Origin of the sequence: Leptolyngbya sp. FACHB-671, from assembly GCF_014695745.1 — a bacterium.
Taxonomy (GTDB): Bacteria; Cyanobacteriota; Cyanobacteriia; order Elainellales; family Elainellaceae; genus JAAUTN01.
The window spans coordinates 1-2068 of record NZ_JACJOV010000167.1 but is presented as its reverse complement, the minus strand read 5'-3'; the positions used below and the strand labels follow the sequence as shown (position 1 = coordinate 2068).

The window sequence follows — 2068 nt, the reverse complement described above, 5'->3', positions numbered from 1 at the left end:
GATTTGCACCATAAAGATTGCTAATCAAAGAAATTGCGATCACCACACTCATTACGCTTCAACCTCCAATTGCCCCTGTTCAATTTCAGCTTCACTCTGGTTCTTTTTATCCCGTTTAGGCTTTGTCGTAGTTGTGGTAGGAGGCTTAGGTTTGAGTTTTAAATCGAGCGCAATTTCTGTTACCGCAGGCTTAGCAAACAACTCTTGTGCAGCACACTGACTAATTAGATCTGGAATCTCCTGCTCCAATTCCTCCAGAGGTGGAACAATTCCGATCACTTCAGGGTCATCCACAACATCTAGGATACAGTTAGAACGAAGCCGCAGGTCAGATTGCAAAAAGGTGTAGATCTTCCAACACGCAATCGCCTTTAACAGGGATTTTACACACTCCTCTAGAGGAAGTGCGGCAATCAACTCATCATCAATGAAGAATGCTGCTTCAATCCGTTTCGCAACAAATTCTTCAGCATAGTGAATAATATTTCCCGCTCCAGCTTTAGAGGCACGATCATCTCCACCCTCAACCTTGCTATCGATGATTGCCGTCAGATCGAAGTCTTTACCACTAGCGCTGATTGGGTCTTTTACCGCACCACCTGTAACAACAGGAGCAATATCGAACGCATCAATTCGCCCTCCCACGAGACGTAATGCCTTGTGTTTTCCTTCCTCTACATGGCTATAGAAGCAGCCATGCAAAAGAGAGTTTGGACAGTATTTAAAGGTGGCAGCCGCAACACCTATTGAATTTAGGTCATCGATCAACCGCTTGCTGAATGGGTCCTTGTTTTTGGAGATATAAGCAGATGCAAGGCGATGGGGCAGAGATAAAGAACTGGCGATGTAAGCTCCAGTTGCCTTATTTACCAGACGGACATAGGGTAATCCGATAAAGATAGAGTGTAAGCCCTGCTTTGCGGCATCCCAAACCGTTGCTTCAAGACGATTTGCGATCGATTGAGGTGACTCTACCAGAAGATTTTCCTGGTTACTACCGGGAATAACAAACCGGGAAGCTTTGATATCAGGAAATCCAGTTGGCTGAAAACTGTTATAAACTGCCGGAGTGAGGTTGGACTTGATGATGGTTCTAGATGGTGTGCGATTCAGTTTCAAGGGTTCCTCCTAGAGAAAACGAGAAAAACGATAGTCAACTTGGTACTGAGTGAGTGGAAACGCTAGGGATGCAGCAACAGCGCGGTTAAAATCTGCTCCTCTAAAACTTCCAGATAGACTCACTTGTGGGCGATATCCAGCACTTCTAAGTAACCGAATAGCCTGTTCTCCGGCTCGATCAGGTTGATTCAAACTCAACCAGCGCACCAGTGCCTGTGTGTGTTCTGCAACCTTTCCCTCAATTCCATCTCGGCGATCGCCCCAAACACAGACAGCACACATAGCGTACAACGGTGAAATGAAATAGTTCGATGATTGCATAGAAGGTGGAGAAATATCCTTAAAGGAACATAGGGCAAAGCCTTTGAGCAATTCTTCAAACCGTTCTAAGTTGATGTCTCGAAGAATGAAACGACTTATGTCGCAAAGCAGGGCAGGAATGAACCAGTCTGGCTTACCGTTTAATTCCCAGTGCTGCTGTAACTCCAACAAGGACTGGATGGGTGAGCCATTGATCCAGCAGGAAGTTTCACCCTCATCCCATTTCCACCACCCCTGCTCGGCTCGATTGACTCGAAAGAGCTGAGAACGGAGCTGGCAACTAGCAAGGGAAAGCGCCAATCGCACTTCAGAGCTGCTATCCTCCTGCAAAGCTTTCGCTACCCATTTAGATGACAATGTTGGGCAAGGGGAAGGTAAGTTCTCTTTGCCGATCTCCCCTGAACGCGAAATATAGGATTCTAAAGTACCGATCGCAGCTAAGACATCAATAATCTGTCCGTCTGCTCCCAACAGGTTAAAAATTGCAGATTCTACACGGTTAAATAATGACTCTAGTTTCGGGGTTGCTTCTTTTCGGCGACAAAAACGTTTCATAAACTGCCGGTAAGGACGTAGTTCAGCGGCAAAATCAACTAACCCTCTGCTGGGGCGAAATTGCCCCAAACTT

2 protein-coding genes are annotated in these 2068 nt (G+C 46.1%); both read right to left on the bottom strand.

The window, feature by feature from the left end:
• Positions 1–51: 51 nt before the first annotated feature.
• Positions 52–1119: a type I-G CRISPR-associated RAMP protein Csb1/Cas7g gene (cas7g, locus tag H6F93_RS32140; protein WP_190690139.1), complete on the bottom strand. Its 1068-nt coding sequence runs from the start codon at positions 1117–1119 to the stop codon at positions 52–54.
• Between the two features lie 9 nt (positions 1120–1128).
• On the bottom strand, positions 1129–2068 hold a 940-nt coding region (locus tag H6F93_RS32135), incomplete at its 5' end, for a hypothetical protein (RefSeq protein WP_190690136.1).